Raw genomic sequence first — 20,020 nt, forward strand, 5'->3', positions numbered from 1 at the left:
ACCTTTATTAGCGCTGTTCTATCGGAGTAAATAGTTGATTTTCAGGGCCAATGTAGTTGGCTGAAGGGCGAATAATTTTATTGTCTTGTCGTTGTTCAAGAATATGAGCAGACCAGCCCGCAGTACGTGCCATGACAAACAATGGGGTAAACATGGCGGTTGGGATGCCCATCAAGTGATACACCACTGCGGAAAACCAATCTAAATTAGGAAACATATTTTTTTCGCGTTTCATCACGGATTCAATGCGGTCAGCAACCGTGTATAAATGACGATTTAAGTTTTGTTCAGATAACTGTAAAGCCACCGATTTAATAATGGGATGGCGTGGGTCGGCGAGGGTATAAACGGGATGACCGAAACCAATAATCACCTCGTTATTTTTTACACGAGACATAATGTCTTGTTCAGCTTCATCCATCGATGCATAACGTTGCTGAATTTCTAATGAAACTTCATTTGCTCCACCGTGTTTAGGACCTCGAAGTGCAGCAATAGCACCGGTCATTGCGGAATAAAAGTCTGTCCCTGTACCTGCAATAACTCTGGCTGCAAAAGTGGATGCATTGAATTCATGCTCTGCGTATAAAATAGAGGCAATATGCATGTATTTTTCCCACTGTGCAGGGGGCTTTTTACCGTGTAATAAATGTAAAAAATGTGCGCCAATAGAGTCATCATCGGTTTGGGTCTCTATGCGGCGTCCATGATGACTAAAATGATACCAATACAGTAACATTGAGCCTAACGACGCCAGTAAGCGGTCAGCGATATCTCTAGCAGCAGAAAAGGAATGGGATTCTTTTTCTGGAAGGACACAGCCCATCATTGAAACCCCTGTACGCATGACATCCATTGGGTGTGCATTAGCTGGAATGGACTCTAGCGTTTTTTTTACATCGGCAGGTAACCCACGAAAAGATTTTAGTTTTTCTTTATAAGCGACTAGTTCGGTTGCGGTAGGAAGCCTATCGTGGATCAGCAAATAAGCGACCTCTTCAAATTCACACTGAGTTGCTAAGTCATGAATATCAAATCCACGGTAATGTAGGTCATTGCCATTACGGCCTACAGTACAAAGAGCGGTATTTCCAGCCGCGATACCGGAAAGCGCAACAGATTTTTTAGGTTTAAATTGAGATGCTTCAGGGCGATTAAGTTGTTCATTCATCATTTATTCCTTGTAGGGGATAGAGGAGGTGCAACTTGTGTTAAATATGATGGCCTAACGAATTAAGGTTTTTTCTGAGCAAACAAAGCATCAAGTTTTTGTTCATAATCGTAGTAATGAATGCTTTGATAAAGTTCTTCCCGTGTTTGCATAAGAGGAATAACACTTTCTTGGGTGCCTTCTTTACGTAGTGTGGAATAAACCTGTTCTGCTGCTTTATTCATCGCGCGAAATGCAGAAAGCGGGTAAAGCGCAATTGCGATGCCGACACTGCGCAGCTCATCAAGGGTAAACAGCGGGGTTTGGCCAAATTCAGTTAAATTAGCCAACACTGGGGCGGATGTATTACTCGTAAAGCGCTGGTACATGGATAGTTCAGTAATGGCTTCTGGAAATAGCATATCAGCACCGGCTTCTATATAGGCGTGTGCTCGCTCAAGCGCGGCATCTATTCCTTCAACAGCTAAGGCGTCTGTTCGTGCCATAATCACAAAGCTATCATCTGTACGTGCATCAACTGCCGCTTTAATACGGTCAACCATTTCTTGTGTCGAGACAATTTCTTTATTAGGGCGATGACCACAGCGCTTTGCACCAACTTGATCTTCAATGTGCAAGCCTGCGGCTCCTGCTTTACAGAACGATTTTACTGTACGAGCCACATTAAAAGCGGAAGGGCCAAAGCCAATATCTGCATCAACCAGTAGCGGTAAATCACACACATCTGTGATGCGACGAATATCAATCAGTACATCATCTAATGTTGAAATACCTAAATCAGGCATGCCTAATGACCCAGCAGCGACCCCTCCACCAGATAAATAGATAGCTTTATAACCTGCTTGTTTAGCGAGTAAGGCGTGGTTGGCATTAATTGTTCCCACTAATTGCAATGGAGATTCTTGCGTGACTGCATCACGAAATTTTTGTCCAGCAGAAATCGATGACATAGTAGCCTCATTAATTGTTAATGATATGTAATAAATTTATTGTAGTGGTAGTCATATAGCAATTGGTATGCCAGTTTGAAAAATAAAAAATATTTTTTATAAAATTATTAGAAATCAATTGATTAAGAATTTATTTAAATTGTGACATTAAGAGCAGATTTTAAATAATAGGCTATTTTGTTTCATTGAAACATTATATTGTTAAATGAAACATAAAATGAAACATGAGAAAGGTATCGTTTTTATGGATAAACCGATTATTTGGACCGTCTCAGTATCGAGATTATTCACGCTTTTTCGGGATATTAGCCCTGAGTTTAGCGAACAAGCTGACATTACCCCATTAAACCTTGGCTTTGAGCAGGCGGCAGAAGCTGTACGTGAGCGTTTAAAAGAAGGGCATTGTGATGCCATTATTAGCGCAGGTTCGAATGGGGCTTATTTGAAAAGTCATGTTTCAGTTCCGGTTATTATTGTCAAAATCAGCGGCTTTGATGTGATGCAATCATTAGCAAAGGCCAGAGAAATAAGCGATAAAGTAGGAATTATCAATTATAAAAATATCATTCCTTCATTGGATGAGTTTCAATCCCGCTTCGGTTTGCATATTGAGCAACGAAGTTATGTGACAGCGGAAGATGCGAGATCGCAGCTTAAAGCTCTAAAAGCGATGGGAATATCAGTCGTGGTTGGTGCGGGTTTGATTATGGACCTTGCCGATGAAATGGGCATGACAGGGATTTTTGTTTACTCGACGCAAACGATACGACAAGCATTTTCTGATGCGATTGAACTGAGCAGATTATCACAGCAAAATAGTCGTTCCCAAGATAAGTATTTGCCCGTTAACCCTACAAAAGTTCGCTATACTATCAATGACTTGATTGGCTCTTCATCCCCCATGGAACATGTGCGGCAAACGATTATGCTGTATGCCCGTTCAGATGCGACTGTACTTATTCAAGGGGACAGTGGAACAGGGAAGGAAATGGTTGCACAAGCAATCCATCATGAGTTTACCTTATTTAATCAACATAAGCGCAGTAAAAAACATATGCCATTTGTGGCTGTAAACTGTGGCGCAATTCCGGAAACATTGCTAGAGGCTGAACTCTTCGGTTATGAAGAAGGGGCATTTACAGGGTCTCGACGCGGTGGTCGTGCTGGGTTATTTGAGATCGCGAATGGTGGAACGCTGTTTTTAGATGAAATAGGTGAGATGCCAATTGCATTACAAACTCGGTTACTTAGGGTTCTGGAAGAGCGTTCTGTGGTACGGGTGGGGGGGTATAAACCTCTACAGGTGGATGTGAGAGTTATTTGTGCGACACATTGTGATTTAGATAGCTGGGTAAAAGAAGGGCGTTTTCGAGCTGATCTTTTTTACCGACTTGGGGTGCTAAGAATGCGAGTGCCTGCTCTCAATGAGCGCGGAGACGATATTTTGGTGCTAGCTGAAAGGTTATTAAAGCTAGCATTTGCAGGTTTGATGCTGCCATTACCTTCATTTCGGGTCCAGCAATTGTTGGATAGCCGTGATTTTTTTGTCAATTATGCGTGGCCTGGTAACGTACGTGAATTGAGAAATTTAATGGAGCGTGTGGCATTGTATTGCAGCGCTTATCCAGAAAAAGCAATTACAAAAACGATGTTAATGAGTTTGTCACCAGAAAGGCATATCGATGACGGCACTGAAATAGTAACGGAAAATAAACTTGATGAGTCATTAGAGCAAGTGATGGCTCGGTTTAATGGGGACCGCAAAGCCGTAGCTCAGTATTTAGGGATTAGTAGAACAACACTTTGGCGTCGTCTTTCAACTTAAGTCGGTCAGTTATCATTGGCATTGATTAAACACTCCGTAATTATTTTATGAGCTATAAGTTAAGTGTTGGCTATTTTGGAAACGAATCATCTAATGCCTACGCTTATATAAAAAGAAAAAGTGATGGGGTTATTGAATATAAAATAGTTGGGGGTGATTGGCTTTATATAGTCAATATTGTAATGAATAAATTAATAAATGAATTATTTTGTGGGATAGCACTTTTCGCTACTTGGAATATTACTTAAGTTGTATCAAAAAGTAACAGAAACTATTTAAGCTTGGTTTTGTTTAACCTATTGTTTTTAATGTGATAATTTATTTTTTGTACCCGTGTTTTATCTAAGTTATCCCTCGTAAAAAACGTGATTTTTCTCACATAAATTATTTTGCTAGTCACCATTAGATTTTCTCATTTTAACTTAGCGATTGAACGATCTATATTGCGCTCAAATTAGTCTTACCTTTGTTATTTTACTACTGCACTAATCGCCGAATTGTGTTCCTTTTTTAAGAACACAACGTTGTCGTATTCTACGATGTAGTTGCAGCGCATATTATTTACTTTGTTAGTTGGAGAGTGGGGCGTGAATCAGTCCACTACTATCATGCGCAAACGCGACAATGCATTCGTTCCTGTTGCAGGGTTAACGATTTTTGCTATTGCATCGGGTTATTTAATGAGCTTAATTCCTCTGTCGATGGGGAGTTTTGGCATTGACACACAATATGCCGGGTGGTTAGCCAGCGCTTATTATATTGGCTTATTAATTGGTTCAATGCTGATTGAACCTGTTATTGCAAAAATAGGCCATCGCTTAGCATTTATTGGTTTTCTGTTAATGTTAGCGGCAACGGTGATTGTACTACCTTGGGTTCCTACCATTGAAGCTTGGCTGCCGAACCGCTTAATCGCAGGGGTTGCTGTCGCCGGTATTTTTGTCGTTGTTGAATCTTGGTTATTGATTGGTGATAACCCTAAAGAACGAGCAAAACGCCTAAGTTTTTATATGACTTCATTATATGGCGGGACAACACTCGGTCAATTGGCGATTGGCGTTATTGGTACGCATGGTGCATACCCTTTTATGGTGGTTTTAGGGTTATTATTATTAGCTGTTATGCCGCCATTATTTGTGCGTGGAGGCCAGCCTGAAAGTGGCTCACACCAAAAATTATCATTAAAGAAAATATCTCGTTTAAGTAAACCCGCAATTATTGGTTGCATGGTTTCGGGTATGACGATGGGCACTATCTATGGGTTAATGCCACTATCATTGAAAAAAGATCAATTTACCACTGACCAAGTGGGTGTTTTGATGGCTTCAATTATTTTAGGTGGGATGTTAATTCAGCCAGTCGTCAGCAAGTTATCTGTTATGATGAGTAAAACATTATTATTGGCGATGGTTTCTTTGTTAGGTGTTTTCGCGATGGGGGTGATTTATATCTCTAGCGATTATTTAGTCATGATTGTGGCTCTAGCATTATTAGGGATGTCAACATTTGCGCTATATCCTGTTGCAATTACCTTAGCTTGTGACAACCTTGATTCGTCCTATATTGTTGCAGCAACTCAGGTTATGCTATTTAGTTATAGTATTGGCTCAGCAATGGGGCCGATAGCAGCTGGGACTTTTTTAAACCAGCAGAATGGGCTAGTGGATTTCTTCTTCCTTGTATTGTTGGTAACGGCAATTTATATGTTAATTGCTAGCTTACGCCGTAAAGCGAGTGTTTTGGCGAATTAAATTTACTCAGTTTGCCAACAACAAAAAGGCTCTGTTACTTAGTACAGAGCCTTTTGTTTTATTTAGTATTATTTTTTCTTGTTAGCGGCAGGGGTGGCGAGTTTAGCCCCTACAGGAACATCATTTTTTGCTGGAGTGATCCGCTGCTCCCACAATTCCCCCAGTTTAAAGTCCCATGAAAGAGGCGATATTTCTGTTCTGCCTGCATTTGGTGCAAAGGTCAACTCACTAAAATAAAGTGTATTTTCATCTGACATTAAAAAGTCGGCTCGACAGTAGTCAAAAGGAGTGACCAGGATTTCCGCTAGACGTAACATTTCTTTAAACAATGGTGGTTCAGGAACAGGGTCCAACATATTCGGGTAGCCAAAGGTAACGGGCTGCAACTGCCAATTAACATCATAGATGTTAATAAATTCATTACCAAGCTCATCAGTATAATCAATTTCAGCATAAACAGGTTTACCAGAGAAACAGTGAACACGGCATGTTTCAGGCACGAGTTTTTTGTTTTTATTGGCAAATAAATCAATATATTCCTCGCAGATAATGCGTGCTGGAATATTTTTATAATGACGTTCACGAGTAATGTAATAAAGGTTTTTGGTTAAATGAAATGCCAATTTATCCTTTGCTTTAGGCCAATTAAATTCCGCTTTATTATTACATATAACGCTACTGCCGCTATCATGACTACATTTTAAAACAAAACGTTCCGGTAGGTCATCAATAATGATTTCATTGGCATTTTTATAGGTCGCTAAAATAGGGACTAAATATTCATTACCTATTGTACGGGAAACATAATCACGTACGGCTAGTTTATTTGCAAACTGAGTGTAAAGTGGGTTTTTGTCACGTAGCATCCTAAAATTCACCTTCTCATTAAAGCTTTTCGGGGCTTTAAAATCAGGACGATAATTAAGATTTTTAGTGAATTTATTAGCCAGATACGTTTTATCACTGACAACAAATGTGCGTAATTGTTTTATAAAATACTCTGCTTTTTTCATGCGAGTTTTAACCATTCTAAAATTGTAGTGTGTAGTTTTAAATATAATTTTTCTTCGATTATATTTTTTATAACTTAAATAAATCATCAATAAACGTAATGTCCGACTTAATAATTTCTTAATAAATTAATGCTAAATAAATGATAAATAAAAGGTGTTGGTTGTAATGAAGGATAATGGGTTGCTTATTTTTATATCAATAATTAAATCAATTGTTTTAATTGATTGTTATTAACAATGTTTTTTTAGTAATAAAATAGCAAAAGTCTAACGTGTTACTCTTAAGTAATTATTTTAATGGTGACATATCCTAAATTAATTTATTTAGGATATGCCTGGCATTGCGAAAGTAAGGGGGAATAAGACAACATTGTTTAGGGAATTATGATAAGGGAGGCTCCCCCATTTGTCGTAAGAAACGTAACTGCGCAGCAACAAGCTGTTTGTAATTAATGCAACGATACGGCATGTTATGTTGTTGTGCGAGCGTTGCCAAAATCTTGGCGAGAGCAGGGTAATGACGGTGGTGCCAATTAGGGAAAAGGTGGTGAGTGAGGTGGTAATTTAACCCACCGGTTAAGCGCCACAAATAATGAGGTGAAGGGACCCAATCACAAGCCGTCACAAAATTATGATGGTACCAACCATGTTTTATTTGTTTGTCATCAGGAGCGGTAAAAAATTGTGCTTCTGCCCAATGAGTACCGAGGAGCAAGTAAATGACAAAAATAGAGGCGACCATTTGGCTTAATAAATAAGTAATAAATATTGTGGTATAACTGATCCCATGGCTATGAGCAAAGAATAACGGCAACCCTATCATTAAGATTAAATGGCCTAATTTGCTAGCAAGAAAGAGGCTCCATCCTAACTTACCCTCTAAAACTTTTTGAGTTTTTAAGCGTGTTTTCCCAGTTCTATCTGACCAATCAAATACTAATGCAATCCATGTCAATGAGAGTGAGGCAACAAAAGGCCAATAAATATGTTGATATTTCATAAAGGGACGCCATTTCTGGAATGGCGTTTGGCGAAAAACCCCATTTTCTTCAGTATCTAGATCATAGTGTTCAATATTGGCGTAATGATGGTGATAATGAACGTGCCGTGTACGCCAAAATTCAGGCTCTAGCCCTAGAGGTAAGGTTACGAAGCGCCCAAATACACGATTTTTCCAGCGTGTTTTAAACAGGGTATTGTGGCAAGCGTCATGTTGGCCTATTACATTTAATAACATAATAAGTAGAACGAATATAAAGTAAGCGGATACGTAAACCAAAGTGGACGAGGTAAACAGTGTTGGCAGGTAACTCAATAGAGCAATAGCAAACAAGGTCACTATAGCTATTAGGTCAACTTTCCCTGCATACACATGATCTTGTTTTGCGTGCAGGTACGCTTGGCTCGCCTGTTTTAATGCGTTATGAAAACGTTGCTCGTCAGCATTTGCAAATATTAATTCGAATTCAGAAGGGTGCATTACTACTCTCTGTGGGGGTAATTTTCTTTAGAATCTATACTATAGCGTTACTCCGTAAATAGCCGCAAAATAAAAATGAAAAGCAGTGATGGTTTCGACCTATTCTTAATCAAGAAAAAGTATTCGTTATATCCTGTTTTTTATTAAATTCGCTGGCTATTAGCCAATAGTGCTTAATTGATGAGAAGTTTAAGAAGCCAGTTTAATCAGGGCAGGAAACGACTATATAACGATAATAGTTGAATTAAACTAATCGATTTGATTGGGTGGATAATGCTTAACCAGAGAAAATTGATAAGGTTAAGGAACAAATTTTTAGCTACATCCTTGTAGAATAGTCCGTTGAACATAAAGTAACAAAGAAAAGTATGTCTGTCTGTAATAAAGCATCAGAAAGAATGTTTTTAGCTTCATTCAGTATTTATGATAAATAATCTTTATCATCATTATGGTGTTTTAGTATTTTGTTTGTAATATTATACTGAATTAAGTTAAATTAGGAGTTTGCCTATATTTAATAATGTACAAAAATGATTATATTTTAGCGATTAAAATTTTTGTATGTAGGAGTCTTGAATGAAAAAAGTATTGTTAATATTTTTATCAATATTATTTATCCCATTATCTTCTTCGGCAGGATATAAATACTATGGTTGTGAAAATAAAATTTACCAATTAGAAAAGCAATTAAAATATGCCAAAATGCATGGGAATAGAAATAGAGTTGCTGGGTTAGAACGTGCGATTACTAAGGTACAAAATAATTGTTATGACCATTATTCGGGTGCGACAGGCCCTACGAGGTTGAATAATCAGTATCACTTTGATGATACTGAGAAATTAGAGCGAGAAATAGATATTCTTCGCGAAGAAATTAACCGATTAAAAGCCTTGAACAACTAATCTAAATAGCGGTTATTAATTTGCAAAGTAGATAACCCATCTTTGGAATATTTACTTTGCATTTTTTTATCGAAAATTTTTTACGCCTAAGTGGGCGAGGAAAATTACTTTTCAGCCCTGTATTTAACCCTTTTATACCTTTCTTTCTCTGCATATAAGTTAATTATAAACTATAAACCAAATAGATAACTTATTTTCTTCCTAAGGGAAATTTTGAGTTTTTATTTTAACAAATAGATAAGCCCTGTACAGATAATCTCTTAGATACTATACTCCCCCTATGTATAATGAAGGGCTTGAATATGCCACATTCACCAAAAGAAAAAAAAGCGGTACTGACGAGAGTCAGGAAAATAAAGGGGCAGTTATTAGCTCTAGAGTCGGCTTTGGAAAATGAAGCTGAATGCGCCGCGATTTTACAGCAAATAGCGGCAATTCGCGGTGCAGTTAATGGTTTGATGGCTGGGGTATTAGAAAGTCACTTACGCGAAGGGCTTCAAGAGTCAGCAACAACACAATTGCAAAAAGATTCAGTGGATGATGCTATTTCATTGATTCGAACATACTTGCGATAAATAAATAAGGAATAATGATGAAATCACGTGCAGCCGTCGCATTTGGTCCAGGCGAACCACTGAAAATTGTAGAGATTGATGTAATGCCTCCTCAAGCTGGGGAAGTGTTAATTAAGATTAGCCACACGGGTGTTTGTCATACGGATGCTTTCACCTTGTCAGGCGATGACCCAGAAGGGCTTTTCCCCGTTGTCTTAGGGCATGAAGGTGCTGGGGTTGTTGTGGAAGTTGGTGAAGGGGTAACAAGTGTTGAGGTAGGTGACCATGTTATTCCTCTTTATACTGCGGAGTGTGGGAAGTGTGTTTTCTGTGAATCAGGTAAAACCAATTTGTGTGTGTCTGTACGGGCAACACAAGGTAAAGGCGTAATGCCTGACGGTACAACGCGTTTTTCCTATAACGGGCAACCTATTTACCATTATATGGGGTGCTCAACCTTCAGTGAATATACTGTGGTTGCAGAAGTTTCTTTAGCGAAAATTAATCCGCAAGCCAATCATGAAGAGGTTTGCTTACTAGGTTGCGGTGTAACAACTGGCATTGGCGCAGTTCACAATACGGCGAAAGTACAAGAAGGTGATTCTGTTGCTGTATTTGGTCTAGGTGGTATTGGCCTTGCTGTCATTCAAGGGGCAAGACAAGCAAAAGCTGGGCGCATTATTGCGATTGATACTAATCCCGCAAAATTTGAATTAGCACGTCAGTTTGGTGCAACGGAATGTTTAAACCCTAAAGATTATGATAAACCCATCCAGCAGGTATTAATTGAAATGACGGAGTGGGGGGTTGACCATACTTTTGAATGTATCGGTAATGTCAATGTGATGCGAGCAGCATTGGAAAGTGCCCACCGTGGTTGGGGGCAATCAATTATTATTGGTGTTGCTGGTGCAGGGCAGGAAATATCGACTCGCCCATTCCAATTGGTTACAGGTCGTTCATGGCGAGGCACTGCATTTGGTGGTGTGAAAGGGCGTAGTCAACTACCAAAAATGGTTGAAGATGCAATGAAAGGGGATATCGAACTCGCGCCGTTTGTGACACATACCTTACCATTAGATAGCATTAATGAAGCATTTGATTTAATGCATGAAGGTAAATCAATTCGTACAGTTATTCACTACGACTAAGGGAGGGAGTCATGGAGAGAATTGAACGCCATGCCTCTTTTGGGGGGTGGCAAGATGTTTATCAACATCAATCTACGGTGCTTGGCTGTGAAATGAAATTTGCTGCCTATTTACCGCCTCAGGCAAAAATTCAGCCTTGCCCAGTGATTTATTGGTTGTCAGGGTTAACCTGCGATGAGCAAAATTTTATTACTAAGGCGGGTGCGCAGCAGTTTGCTGCTCAGCATGGTGTTATTTTGGTAGCCCCTGACACAAGCCCTAGAGGGGCTAAAGTGGCGGATGATGAGGCTTATGACTTGGGTCAAGGAGCGGGTTTTTACATTAATGCTCTGCAAGCTCCATGGAATAGCCATTACCAAATGTATGATTATATTGTGTCGGAATTACCCACTTTGGTCGAAGCTCATTTACCCGCTTCAGATAAGCGCTCCATTTTTGGTCATTCCATGGGTGGGCATGGGGCACTGATGATTGGCTTACGTAATACGGGCCGTTATTGTAGTTTATCTGCGTTTGCACCTATTGTGGCTCCATCTCAAGTTCCATGGGGGCAAAAAGCATTTACGGCATATTTAGGGGATGAACGGGAGCGTTGGTCTCAATACGATACGGTAAATTTGCTTGAAAACGCGGACTCTATTCCCCCAATATTAGTCGATGTGGGTACGGCGGACCCTTTTTATAAAGAACAGTTAAAGCCTGAATTGTTTGCTGATATTTGCGATAAAAAACAGCATGCATATACATTAAATTTACGCGATGGTTATGACCACAGTTACTATTTTATTAGTAGTTTTATTGGTGAGCACATTGCGTTCCATGCATTACATTTGAAATAAAATAGCTAAAACACAAAAAGTGGGGCTCGATAATGAGTTTCACTTTTTTATTATAAAAATTAGAAATATTTAGATAACAAATTTCAGAGTATTATTCTATTCAAAGTGTTGGTTTAATAATTTGCTCACAGCATTGATTGCACTTATTGCAACATCTCTATTTGGGTCATGACAGAGTTCAAGTAATCGGTTAATTGTATTATTTTGCTCAATAGGTAGTTTACAGTTACCTAAAGCTGAAATGGCGGCTATTTTGACGTCATCATTTTTTCGTTTAGTTAAACGAAGAAATGTTTCTAACACTCTATGATCCATAATTTATCCTAAAAAATACTATTATTAAAAATAGATGGGAAAATATATTAATATTATTAATTTCCTAATTATTAAAGTACAGGAACGTTGATATTAGCAAAATAAAATTATAAATAATATTAAAAAAACTCGGCTGCTGTGTGCTATTTTATGAGAGGGTTTAATCACCAAATTACCTAATAAATCATAGGGGTTTATCTTCGTCGGTATCAGGTTCAATGGTGATTTTTCAGGGAATAAGAAAGCCTGTTAAAGTTCATGACAATAAGCTAGAAGGTGAGTGCTATATACAATAGCATGACTCGAAAAAATAGTATTACCCATAGATTAAAAGTGGTCAGAAAGTTTACTTAATGCTTTTATTGCAGATACCGCAACATCTTTATTTGGGTCTTTGCATAATGCAAGTAGCCGAGTGATAGCCGTCTGCTGCTCAACTGTGGCTCGATAATCCCCCAATGCAGATATGGCTGCTATTTTTACATCATCATTTCCTCGGTGTGTTAATTCTATTAATGTTGTTATGATATTATTTTCCATGTGCTTCCTTGTCAGCTTTACTAAATCACACATGCATTCTAAGTGAAATTACTTGATATTTATTTTTTAATTTAGGCTTATTATTAACGTATTGTTTTGATTCTACTCATTTTTAGAATAATAACCACGTTGTATATTTAATAATGGTAAATCAATAGGCTATGCAGGAAATAAATGATCACAGCAACAACTTATAAGAGTAGGGCTATTTTAAATAGTGACAGATAATTAGATTAAAGGGTAAATAAAAGCACTTTAGCAAGTTATGAGTTAAAGTGCTTATGGGGTAATTAATATTATAAATAAATCAATGGCGTAAATAAATATATGGCGTGTTATTTTCAGGGTGTAGAGTGACGCCTAAATCTGCTTGATACCAACGCGTTAGGTTTTCGGTGGTTAATACATCAGTAGGAGAACCTTTCGCCACAAGTTGACCATCATGGATTAATAAGACTTTATCCGCATATAATGCTGTAAGGTTAAGGTCATGCAATACGCAGCAAACTGCTAGTGGCTGTTCACGAGTGAGTTGGTGTAATAACCGTAGGCTATGCTGTTGGTGGTATAAATCGAGAGCAGAGGTTGGCTCATCAAGAAATAAACAAGCCGGTTGTGGGGTTGGCTGCCATAATTGGGCTAACACGCGCGCTAATTGGACTCGCTGTTGTTCCCCCCCTGAAAGCTGCCGGTAATCCCGTTGGCGCAATGGTTGGCAGTGCGTTTGTGATAACGCCTCATCAATGGCAAGGTGCTTGTTTTCAGAGCCATAAGGTGTTCTCCCCATAGCAACTACATCTTCAACCGTAAATGCAAATTGCAGGTGACTATGCTGTTTCATGACAGCGCGTTTACGTGCTAAGTGGTTGTGATCCCAATCGGATAGTGCCTTGCCTTCTAAAAAGCAAGCACCTTGAGTTGGAGTATTGTAGCCGGTGAGTAACTTCAATAAACTGGATTTACCTGCACCATTAGGCCCAATAATAACGACCATTTCCCCTTGTCCTATCGATAAACTGATATCTTGGATCAAGGTTTTGTCGTGGATTTTGTAAGATAGATTTTTGGCTTCTAACAATGTTGGTTTCATTTGCGTCATTTAAATTTTCCCCGCGGGTTGCCGTAGAATCAACCATAAGAAATAGGGGCCACCAATAAGGCCAGTGAGTAAACCAACAGGTATTTCTGCAGGGGCAACAGCTGTTCGCGCAATAGTATCGGCAATTAAGAGTAGTGAAGCACCGACTATCGCAGAACCTGGGATTAACCAGCGGTGATCAGGGCCAAGTGTCATGCGGATCAAATGCGGAACGACTAAGCCAACAAAACCAATGACACCGCTCATCGCAACAGCACAGCCGACCAACATGGCGCTAAGGAAGAGTAAAATAAATTTAGCGCGTTCAACATTTAGGCCAAGATAATGAGCGTCTTCATCGCCGAGTTGTAAGATATTAAGCTTGTTCCCTTGTGCTAAACAGACAACACTGATGGGCAAAATAACGGAAGCGGCAATAGCCAATGAAGGCCAGTCAACATTCCCGAGTGTTCCCATCATCCATAAGCTAAATGTTCTGAGTTGTTGGTCATTACTGATATAGCTAAGAACCCCAATAAATGACATACACAATGCATTAATGGCAATTCCGGCTAATAAAAGCCGTGCTAGATTGCCATTTGATGAACGATTCAAACTAAAAATAATGAAAGAAACGGTCAGGCTACCCACGAATGCGGCAGCAACGTGACCATAGCCCTGCATAACCGTCGGCAATGAAATGGAAAAAACAATAAAAGCGGCAACGGATAAAGCAGCACCACTACTAATCCCCAATAAACTTGGGTCCGCAAGCGGATTACGAAATAGGCCCTGCATAATTGCACCTGAAACAGCGAGTGCAAGGCCGACTAGGATTGCAATTAAAATACGCGGCAGGCGAATGTTTAACCAAATTTGCCAGTCGGTATCTGTGGCAGAAGCTTGCCACAGCGTTTTAAATGAAAAGTTCATTGCACCTGCATTAGATGCGAGAACGGTCAGGCCACAAAGCACTAGAAATAAAACGATAATCACCAAAAATGGGTTTTTAAAACGGCTCATTGGGACTTTTCTAATGCCTCACGTAGTTGTTGCATGACTTGAGGGGTACCTAAGCTAAAGGTGAGCATACCGACATCGTCAACAACGAGCAGAGCTTTGTTTTTCCCTGCTGGTGTCATTGACATTCCCTGTAATTTCCACACTTTATCGATCCCCCCTAGTGACTTAACGCCTTCTTCCGTAAACACGATTAAATCAGGTTGGCTTGAGAGTAACCCTTCTTGAGATAAAGGGCGGTAACTCTCAAAGTTAGACATCGCATTTTTTGCCCCGATGGCGCTGATAACACTATCTGCGGCAGTCTGCTTCCCTGCTGCAAGGGGCAGGACTCCGCCATGGCTCATGATAAATAGAACTTTTTTATCAATAGGCGTTGTATTGACCTGGCTTAGTGCTTGATTAAATTGATTAATAAGTTGCTCGCCTTGGCTCGTTTTTCCCACGGCGTTAGCAATAGTCTCAATTTTTTTGGGAATGGCTTCTAAATTAGGCTTCCCCGTTACCTTGATGATTTTTACACCACTTTTTTCTATTTGTGATAATGCCATCGAAGGTTTTGCGAGCTCACTCGCTAGTACGAGTGTTGGGCGCATGGATAACACGCCCTCCGCATTTAGCATCCGCATGTAGCCAACATCAGGAAGTTTGGTTGCTTGCTCGGGGTGAAGGCTGGTGCTATCGCGGGCAACGAGTTGTTGTTCCGCTCCTAGGGCATACACAATTTCAGTGACGTCACCACCTAAAGTGACGATACGTTCTGTTGCGTAAGCACTCATTGATATGACCAGCGTTGCAATTGTTAGAAGCCATTGTTTCATAATAAGTTACCTAGTTTTAAATGCGTGGTAATGCGGTGACTTGTTGGCGCCATTGCTCTTGCTCTGGAGTCCCTTCGGTACGCTGCCCATACATTTGTGCGATTTGATTTCCTTGGTTATCAAAGACTTCAAGACTAGTTACAAAGCCATCTTGTGTGGGTTTACGAGTTACCCAGCATTCGGCAATGCCATTTTCAATCATGTGCAAGGTGAAATCAGGGTTGAAAATGTTTAGCCACTTTAAGTCTGAACCTTCGCTTTGGTATGGCATGATTTTTTTTATTTCACCAGTAAAAATTTGCACACATCCGCGGTTGCCCACAAAAATCATGATTTCATTCTGATCCTTAAATGCAGTATTAATCAGCTGATTGAAGGAATCATTAGGGACTTTCCAAGCTAAATCATCGCTAACAGCGGCAAAAACTTGCTGGCGGCTTAAGTTATTTTTCTTTAACAATACAAAAAACTGATGGACATCCGTCATATCGCGCCATTGTTGTTCTAACTGGCGCTTTAGTTCCTCGCTAATAGGTTGACTGGTAAAAGGAACGATGGGCTGATGAACTAATTCTGCATTATCTTGGGTTGTGTATTTGTCAATTAGCGCATACCAAGCCGCCATATCCGTTTCTTCAGTGGTATAGACCTTATGTAGAGCATCACCATGTTTGTCAAAGAACTGAATACTGTGGCGTTCACCTTGTTTGCTTTCTTCAGTCAGGGCAAAAATCGCATCCCAGTGACTAAAAAACATCCGCAAATCAAGTGCGCGAGGGTTCAAAATTAACCCACCATGCGGGCTAAATGTTGCATTGTCATAGCGACCAACTTGCTCATGAACCACGTATTCGTTGCGAGTAATAGCTTTGACTTTCCCAACACTGGCCAATTCGGTCAGAAGCGTAGGTGCATCAATATCTAAGCGCACAGCTTTATCATGACCCACACGACTGTGTAGCAGTTGTGCTTCAGAAACATTTAAATAAGCGGCAAGATCACGAGCGTATCTGGCTTTATTCTCTGCTTTAGCTTGTTGGTAACGCTCGAAAAGTGTTGAATTCACGTGTATCTCCTTAAATTGTGTGAATTACCATTGGAAGCTGACAAGTAGCTTGGCATTACGACCATCTTGCGGAATGCCTTGCGATGAGTAATATTCTTTGTCGAAGGCATTGCCTAGTACCACACTCGTTCCTAACCCTTTGAGCTGCCCATCACCTTGGTAACTGACGTAAAAGTCATGAACTGCATACCCCGCTTGTTTACGGGCTTTTGAGGCCTTATTGAAATTGGTGTGGCGTGTAAATTCGCTTAACCAGCCTACAGAGAACCCACTATTGGCGACAGGGATTGACAGGTTGCTTGTGACGGATTCTGGCTTGATGGAGGTAATTGACTCACCATTGAATTCATTAATTCCTTCAGTGCGGTTGTAAGCTAAACTCCATTTGGCATAATCATTTGTATAATCGAGAGAAGCATCCCAACCCCAAATTTTGGCGCGCTTGGCATTGATAGACGTGGTGTAGTTTTCCACCATATTAACGTCGGTATTGATGTAGTCTTTCGCTTTAGTATCAAAGTAGCTCGCTTTAAACTGTAGGTTGTCACGAGCCATCATTAAGTCATCAAAACGCAAACCAAAGCCATATTCAGCTGTCCGAGTTGTTTCTGGTTTTAAGTTTGGGTTAGGACGCCATCTGTTAAATTTATTCGGTCCCATAGGGAAGTGAATACTATCGTTATACATTTCCATCATGGTAGGTGCGCGAAATGCTTCAGAATATGAAGCAAACAGCATTGACCAGTCAGTTGGCGTAATACTGACTGCTCCTTTAGATGACCATTTACCTTCTTTGACTTTTTCATTACCTTTCGCTTTCGATTTATAATGGTCATAACGCGTGCCGATAATGAACGAAACAGGTAAATCTTTTAAGGTGATCTCATCTTGTAAAAAGCCAGAAGCAAAGGTGATCTCAGCATCAGGGAATTGAGTGGCTGCCGCGTAAGGGGTTTGTTTTTGCTGATAAGCTTCGCTGCCATAGGTTAAGTTATGCGAAGCAACAGGTAAGTCGTAGAAATTAGTTTTATTATCAATCTTTATACCAGAGGTTTTTTGCGTACGCCCCTCATAAGGGGTGCCTTGCCCTTTGGCTGTGATATTGACCTCTGAATAATAAGGCGTCACTTTTAGGTCGAGCCAATTCTGTGAAGACGGTTTTAAATGGTATGTCGCTTGTGCATCACGTTGACGAGTCGTGCGGTTAACTTTTAAGTTTTTAGGTGTACTAGTGAGCTCTTGAGGGTTTTTGGGCTCGTGAGCATCGTTGTTGTAGTAACGGAGTTGGCCTGATAATTTTTGCGTATCGTCTATTTGCCATGTTCCTTTAGCTAATAGGTTACCAATGGTCTCTTTGTTATCCATGTCATCGCCATTACTCATGCGAATATCGCCAGTCTCTTTGGTCACGAAACTGAATACGCCATCAAGGTTGTCGCTACGACCAAAAGCGGTACCACCAAAACCAATACTATGGTCTCCAGTTGAGCCTTGGGTAAATACGCGGAAGCCGTGGTTTTGCCCTTCACGTAATAAATCTTTCGCATCAACAGTTTCCCACGCGATGACTCCCCCCATGGCACCACTACCATATAGCAAAGCTGAAGGGCCTCGAATGATTTCCACTTGCTTAATCAAGGCAGGGTCAATAAAGGTACCATTAATATGGCCCGTATCAGTGCCTTGTCGTACACCGTCAACAAGCGTCAAAATCCCATTGCGATCAAAACCACGCATATAAATATCTTGGCCATTGGTGCGAGCGGTTCCTGTCACACCAATTCCAGGCACTTTACGTAAAATATCATTCACGTTATTTGCAGTTTCGGTTTCTGGGGAATTATTTTTGATTACAGTCACCATCATTGGTGTATCAAAGCTATCGCGCTCAGTCCCTGTGGCATAGACGGTCATAACATCGTTGGCATTCTTTTTGGATGAGATTTCAGTGGTTTGGGCCTGTGCACTGGCTATAACCCCCAATATCGCACTGGTTATAACTGACACTCGTAAAACATGGGACATAATTGTGAGACTCCATAACGTATTTTATTTTTCGCTGTATTAAACAGAATGAGTTAAATATTTATTAATTAGCAGCTTATGGCTAAATAAAAGTGAGTGGGTCAGGGGGAACTGACTTTGGTATCACACAGGGGAAATTGAGTGTAAGTGGTGCGCTAGCATAAGAAAAAAGGGGAGTTAATGACTGTAGATCACTGAGATAGGCGTAGTTTGGTTGTGATAACGGAGTAACGTTATCTGTCATTTTACGCAAATAGAATGGTGTAAAACCATGTTGGTGGATCGAATAGTTATTTATGTATACAGGGTGCCCAGAGGCAAAAATAGGGTATACAGACGTCAGTTTAAACTCCATAAGAAACCTTTCCTATGCTTAGGTTAAGCTGGCTGCCTGGATAATAACCTAGGTGGCTTGCGATTTATATTTTTGGCACAGACTACTTAGTTAAAATCAATTTACCTGTACGTGTTTGTCTTAATAAATAAAGTTCGCCATTATGTTGAATTGAGACCTTGCCATTAGGCCCCAAGAGTTGTTGGCTTTCTATTACGTCAGCTTTAACGGTTTGCTTTGCCGTTTCGACGTTGTGTTCTGCAACTGGCGCTGTCATATTATTTACCACACTAAATTTGTTGATAATAGAAATGATATTGAGAATGATTATCTTTAGAATCATTGCCAATATCAAGCGTTTTTCACAAACAAACAACAAAAGGGATACAAACCTTTGAGTCGGGAAGAAAATTATTCATTATGGGAGAACTAGCAAAGGCAATAAGCGCGATGCAATGCTAAGCTATAGTTAGGGTTCACTGCTGACTCATGGAGAAATAAAGTGAAATTACTCATTGTTGGGGCAACAGGGCTAGTCGGTAGCCATGTATTATCATTAGCTTTAGCTGACCCTCGAGTCACGCAGGTTATTGCGCCTACGCGCCGTGATTTACCTGAGCATGCTAAGTTATGGGCGCCAACGGTTGATTTTAATCATTTGCCAGATGAGGCAGATCTTTGGGGAGTTGATGCGGTGGTGTGTACTTTAGGGTCAACAATGAAAGTAGCAGGCTCAAAGGCTGCATTTCGCCGAGTTGATTATGATTACCCGTTAGCCTGTGCTGAGCTCGCTAAAAAATGGCATTGTCCAACCTTTGTTTTGACTTCGGCATTAGGCGCTAATGCTAATTCCCCTTTTTTCTATAGCCGAGTGAAAGGGGAGCTTGAAAAGCGTTTAATATCATTGGGGTTTTCTTCTTTAACAATAGTGCGTCCAAATGTCATTAGTGGTCACAGAAGCCAAGAACGCCTTGGTGAAGTGGTGGTAATACGGGTTATTTCGTTTTTATCTCGTTTGCTTCCTGCAAGTTGCCAAATTAGCCCTGCAACTAATATAGCCTCAGCGCTACTCGAAGGCGCAGTCAATCCTATTCAGGGTGTGAATATTGTGTCATCAAAACAATTGGCATAACCAATTCACTCATTAAAAAATGAAGCTTAATCGATTAAGTTTTTTTGATGTC

General features: G+C 40.1%; 21 protein-coding genes. 8 read left to right on the forward strand and 13 right to left on the reverse strand.

The window, feature by feature from the left end; genetic code table 11:
- Positions 1 to 7 precede the first annotated feature (7 nt).
- A complete protein-coding gene (gene prpC / locus M1F14_RS10100) occupies positions 8 to 1,171 on the reverse strand; it encodes a 2-methylcitrate synthase (protein ID WP_042845018.1) in 1,164 nt (387 codons plus the stop codon).
- A 62-nt stretch (positions 1,172 to 1,233) separates the two neighbouring features.
- Positions 1,234 to 2,121 carry a methylisocitrate lyase gene (gene prpB, locus M1F14_RS10105; protein WP_181468664.1) on the reverse strand — a complete coding sequence of 296 codons (888 nt, stop codon included), beginning with the start codon at positions 2,119 to 2,121 and terminating at the stop codon, positions 1,234 to 1,236.
- A 244-nt stretch (positions 2,122 to 2,365) separates the two neighbouring features.
- Here prpB and prpR point away from each other — a divergent pair, with 244 nt between their 5' ends.
- The 3 genes from prpR (at position 2,366) to M1F14_RS10120 (ending at position 5,697) form a co-directional block, all read left to right on the forward strand.
- Positions 2,366 to 3,946, forward strand: a complete 1,581-nt coding sequence (gene prpR / locus M1F14_RS10110; protein ID WP_105881231.1) for a propionate catabolism operon regulatory protein PrpR — start codon at positions 2,366 to 2,368, stop codon at positions 3,944 to 3,946.
- Positions 3,947 to 3,993: 47 nt separating this feature from the next.
- The gene (locus M1F14_RS10115; protein WP_164975507.1) at positions 3,994 to 4,194 is read left to right on the forward strand and encodes a hypothetical protein; all 201 of its coding nucleotides are present in this window, start codon (positions 3,994 to 3,996) and stop codon (positions 4,192 to 4,194) included.
- 360 nt (positions 4,195 to 4,554) lie between these two features.
- The gene (locus M1F14_RS10120) at positions 4,555 to 5,697 is read left to right on the forward strand and encodes an MFS transporter (RefSeq protein ID WP_042845016.1); all 1,143 of its coding nucleotides are present in this window, start codon (positions 4,555 to 4,557) and stop codon (positions 5,695 to 5,697) included.
- Between the two features lie 68 nt (positions 5,698 to 5,765).
- Here M1F14_RS10120 and M1F14_RS10125 read toward each other — a convergent pair whose 3' ends face one another.
- Positions 5,766 to 6,710 carry an ATP-grasp fold amidoligase family protein gene (locus tag M1F14_RS10125; RefSeq protein WP_042845015.1) on the reverse strand — a complete coding sequence of 315 codons (945 nt, stop codon included), beginning with the start codon at positions 6,708 to 6,710 and terminating at the stop codon, positions 5,766 to 5,768.
- 382 nt (positions 6,711 to 7,092) lie between these two features.
- The gene (locus M1F14_RS10130) at positions 7,093 to 8,190 is read right to left on the reverse strand and encodes an acyl-CoA desaturase (RefSeq protein ID WP_042845014.1); all 1,098 of its coding nucleotides are present in this window, start codon (positions 8,188 to 8,190) and stop codon (positions 7,093 to 7,095) included.
- 576 nt (positions 8,191 to 8,766) lie between these two features.
- On the opposite strand from M1F14_RS10130, the gene M1F14_RS10135 reads away from it, so the two are divergent.
- The 4 genes from M1F14_RS10135 to fghA all read left to right on the forward strand — a co-directional run bounded on the left by M1F14_RS10135 (position 8,767) and on the right by fghA (position 11,637).
- A complete protein-coding gene (locus tag M1F14_RS10135; RefSeq protein ID WP_042845013.1) occupies positions 8,767 to 9,093 on the forward strand; it encodes a DUF1090 family protein in 327 nt (108 codons plus the stop codon).
- Positions 9,094 to 9,395: 302 nt separating this feature from the next.
- The gene (gene frmR / locus M1F14_RS10140; RefSeq protein ID WP_042845012.1) at positions 9,396 to 9,668 is read left to right on the forward strand and encodes a formaldehyde-responsive transcriptional repressor FrmR; all 273 of its coding nucleotides are present in this window, start codon (positions 9,396 to 9,398) and stop codon (positions 9,666 to 9,668) included.
- Positions 9,669 to 9,685: 17 nt separating this feature from the next.
- Complete coding sequence (locus M1F14_RS10145; protein WP_042845011.1) at positions 9,686 to 10,798, forward strand: S-(hydroxymethyl)glutathione dehydrogenase/class III alcohol dehydrogenase; 1,113 nt, start codon at positions 9,686 to 9,688, stop codon at positions 10,796 to 10,798.
- 11 nt (positions 10,799 to 10,809) lie between these two features.
- A complete protein-coding gene (gene fghA, locus M1F14_RS10150; RefSeq protein ID WP_042845010.1) occupies positions 10,810 to 11,637 on the forward strand; it encodes an S-formylglutathione hydrolase in 828 nt (275 codons plus the stop codon).
- Between the two features lie 96 nt (positions 11,638 to 11,733).
- Here fghA and M1F14_RS10155 read toward each other — a convergent pair whose 3' ends face one another.
- From M1F14_RS10155 to hemP, 9 genes are all read right to left on the reverse strand, one after another.
- Positions 11,734 to 11,952 (reverse strand): HEAT repeat domain-containing protein, encoded by a 219-nt coding sequence (locus tag M1F14_RS10155; protein WP_042845009.1) that lies wholly within the window; start codon positions 11,950 to 11,952, stop codon positions 11,734 to 11,736.
- Positions 11,953 to 12,279: 327 nt separating this feature from the next.
- Positions 12,280 to 12,492, reverse strand: coding sequence for a HEAT repeat domain-containing protein (locus M1F14_RS10160; protein WP_042845008.1), 213 nt, complete (start codon positions 12,490 to 12,492; stop codon positions 12,280 to 12,282).
- Between the two features lie 307 nt (positions 12,493 to 12,799).
- Entirely contained in the window at positions 12,800 to 13,591 is a 792-nt protein-coding gene (locus tag M1F14_RS10165; RefSeq protein ID WP_395347456.1) for a heme ABC transporter ATP-binding protein, read from the reverse strand.
- Positions 13,592 to 14,593: an iron ABC transporter permease gene (locus M1F14_RS10170; protein WP_042845007.1), complete on the reverse strand. Its 1,002-nt coding sequence runs from the start codon at positions 14,591 to 14,593 to the stop codon at positions 13,592 to 13,594.
- A complete protein-coding gene (locus M1F14_RS10175; RefSeq protein ID WP_042845005.1) occupies positions 14,590 to 15,411 on the reverse strand; it encodes a hemin ABC transporter substrate-binding protein in 822 nt (273 codons plus the stop codon). The genes M1F14_RS10170 and M1F14_RS10175 overlap by 4 nt, the downstream gene beginning before the upstream one ends.
- Before the next feature lie 16 nt (positions 15,412 to 15,427).
- A complete protein-coding gene (locus tag M1F14_RS10180; protein WP_042845003.1) occupies positions 15,428 to 16,477 on the reverse strand; it encodes a hemin-degrading factor in 1,050 nt (349 codons plus the stop codon).
- 24 nt (positions 16,478 to 16,501) lie between these two features.
- Positions 16,502 to 18,502 carry a TonB-dependent hemoglobin/transferrin/lactoferrin family receptor gene (locus tag M1F14_RS10185; RefSeq protein ID WP_181468663.1) on the reverse strand — a complete coding sequence of 667 codons (2,001 nt, stop codon included), beginning with the start codon at positions 18,500 to 18,502 and terminating at the stop codon, positions 16,502 to 16,504.
- A gap of 82 nt (positions 18,503 to 18,584) precedes the next feature.
- A complete protein-coding gene (locus tag M1F14_RS10190) occupies positions 18,585 to 18,857 on the reverse strand; it encodes a hypothetical protein (protein WP_129466200.1) in 273 nt (90 codons plus the stop codon).
- A gap of 82 nt (positions 18,858 to 18,939) precedes the next feature.
- On the reverse strand, positions 18,940 to 19,113 hold the full coding sequence (gene hemP / locus M1F14_RS10195) for a hemin uptake protein HemP (protein WP_094301214.1): 174 nt from the start codon (positions 19,111 to 19,113) through the stop codon (positions 18,940 to 18,942).
- Positions 19,114 to 19,338: 225 nt separating this feature from the next.
- Between hemP and M1F14_RS10200 the strand changes: the two genes are divergently transcribed.
- The gene (locus tag M1F14_RS10200; RefSeq protein ID WP_042844998.1) at positions 19,339 to 19,968 is read left to right on the forward strand and encodes an NAD(P)H-binding protein; all 630 of its coding nucleotides are present in this window, start codon (positions 19,339 to 19,341) and stop codon (positions 19,966 to 19,968) included.
- The last annotated feature ends 52 nt before the right edge of the window (positions 19,969 to 20,020 follow it).

This window comes from Providencia sp. PROV003 (assembly GCF_045040775.1).
GTDB lineage: Bacteria > Pseudomonadota > Gammaproteobacteria > Enterobacterales > Enterobacteriaceae > Providencia > Providencia huashanensis.

Excerpts from the sequence above, each read along its gene's own strand:
- M1F14_RS10120 (WP_042845016.1), top strand. The coding sequence starts at position 4,555 with ATGCGCAAACGCGACAATGCATTCGTTCCTGTTGCAGGGTTAACGATT.
- M1F14_RS10170 (WP_042845007.1), bottom strand. The coding sequence starts at position 14,593 with ATGAGCCGTTTTAAAAACCCATTTTTGGTGATTATCGTTTTATTTCTA.
- prpB (WP_181468664.1), bottom strand. The coding sequence starts at position 2,121 with ATGTCATCGATTTCTGCTGGACAAAAATTTCGTGATGCAGTCACGCAA.
- M1F14_RS10165 (WP_395347456.1), bottom strand. The coding sequence starts at position 13,591 with ATGACGCAAATGAAACCAACATTGTTAGAAGCCAAAAATCTATCTTAC.
- fghA (WP_042845010.1), top strand. The coding sequence starts at position 10,810 with ATGGAGAGAATTGAACGCCATGCCTCTTTTGGGGGGTGGCAAGATGTT.
- M1F14_RS10135 (WP_042845013.1), top strand. The coding sequence starts at position 8,767 with ATGAAAAAAGTATTGTTAATATTTTTATCAATATTATTTATCCCATTA.
- frmR (WP_042845012.1), top strand. The coding sequence starts at position 9,396 with ATGCCACATTCACCAAAAGAAAAAAAAGCGGTACTGACGAGAGTCAGG.
- M1F14_RS10175 (WP_042845005.1), bottom strand. The coding sequence starts at position 15,411 with ATGAAACAATGGCTTCTAACAATTGCAACGCTGGTCATATCAATGAGT.
- M1F14_RS10155 (WP_042845009.1), bottom strand. The coding sequence starts at position 11,952 with ATGGATCATAGAGTGTTAGAAACATTTCTTCGTTTAACTAAACGAAAA.
- M1F14_RS10130 (WP_042845014.1), bottom strand. The coding sequence starts at position 8,190 with ATGCACCCTTCTGAATTCGAATTAATATTTGCAAATGCTGACGAGCAA.
- M1F14_RS10160 (WP_042845008.1), bottom strand. The coding sequence starts at position 12,492 with ATGGAAAATAATATCATAACAACATTAATAGAATTAACACACCGAGGA.
- M1F14_RS10185 (WP_181468663.1), bottom strand. The coding sequence starts at position 18,502 with ATGTCCCATGTTTTACGAGTGTCAGTTATAACCAGTGCGATATTGGGG.
- M1F14_RS10115 (WP_164975507.1), top strand. The coding sequence starts at position 3,994 with ATGAGCTATAAGTTAAGTGTTGGCTATTTTGGAAACGAATCATCTAAT.
- hemP (WP_094301214.1), bottom strand. The coding sequence starts at position 19,113 with ATGACAGCGCCAGTTGCAGAACACAACGTCGAAACGGCAAAGCAAACC.
- M1F14_RS10125 (WP_042845015.1), bottom strand. The coding sequence starts at position 6,710 with ATGAAAAAAGCAGAGTATTTTATAAAACAATTACGCACATTTGTTGTC.
- M1F14_RS10145 (WP_042845011.1), top strand. The coding sequence starts at position 9,686 with ATGAAATCACGTGCAGCCGTCGCATTTGGTCCAGGCGAACCACTGAAA.
- prpR (WP_105881231.1), top strand. The coding sequence starts at position 2,366 with ATGGATAAACCGATTATTTGGACCGTCTCAGTATCGAGATTATTCACG.
- prpC (WP_042845018.1), bottom strand. The coding sequence starts at position 1,171 with ATGAATGAACAACTTAATCGCCCTGAAGCATCTCAATTTAAACCTAAA.
- M1F14_RS10190 (WP_129466200.1), bottom strand. The coding sequence starts at position 18,857 with ATGGAGTTTAAACTGACGTCTGTATACCCTATTTTTGCCTCTGGGCAC.